The organism is Bacillus sp. DJP31 (assembly GCF_049310945.1).
Classification (GTDB): Bacteria; Bacillota; Bacilli; order Bacillales; family SA4; genus Bacillus_BS.
Genome location: NZ_JBMERO010000104.1, coordinates 1 through 741 on the forward strand (window position 1 = coordinate 1; position 741 = coordinate 741).

The 741-nt window shown below is 32.7% G+C and carries 2 protein-coding genes; both read left to right on the plus strand.

The genetic code is table 11. The features are described 5' to 3' along the window. On the plus strand, positions 1 to 387 hold a 387-nt coding region (locus ACOI1C_RS22645; protein WP_422512894.1), incomplete at its 5' end, for a hypothetical protein. Between the two features lie 27 nt (positions 388 to 414). Next, a complete protein-coding gene (locus ACOI1C_RS22650; protein ID WP_422512895.1) occupies positions 415 to 729 on the plus strand; it encodes a hypothetical protein in 315 nt (104 codons plus the stop codon). Positions 730 to 741: the final 12 nt, after the last annotated feature.

Genomic DNA, 741 nt, shown 5'->3' on the forward strand with positions numbered 1-741 from the left:
GTTAGGCATAGAAGTATAGTATCTTATGATACCGATTCAAAAAGTTCATTTACTAAGTTATACGATGATATTGTTACTAGAACCAATGCTCTGTTACAAAAACAAGTGACCGTCGCTTCAATTAATCCAGCTGTGGTGGAGACAGAGGGTCTTTCAGATCATGAAATAGTAGCACTTATTACTGTAATGGCATATGGGTTAGAGTCTGGAGATGGTATTTCCGGTTTTGATTTAAAAAAGGAAATGCATCAACAGGGTTACAACGATGTCGCAGTTTCTATCGCAATTTCGAAGCTTACTAAAAAAGGAATGATTTTTCAGGAGGAGCTAGAAGATTATAATGGCTACACTTATTATGGTTATGTTAAGACTGATAAAGGTGATTAGTGGGTAATAAAAAATGAAGATCAGATTGTGTTGAAAAATTCTAAAGGTTTAGCTAAGGAACTACCATTTTATTTGGAGGTATCTGTAATTATGTGGGAGTATTTATACACTAATATTCTTGGGGTTTTGAGTCTTGTTGTAGCTATTATTATTCCAATACTCTTGGCTATAAAAAGTAGAAAACGGAAGGAGTTATCTTATGAAATATCTTCTTCAACTTCTTTAATTGTCAGTGATAAAGATTTAAAGAGTCGACTAACACTATATGAGTGTGTTCAAAAAGAGTCTTCCTTAATAAATAAAAAACAAGATTCCAACTATGTGAAATCCCATAATTGGTAATAAGAGGATTTT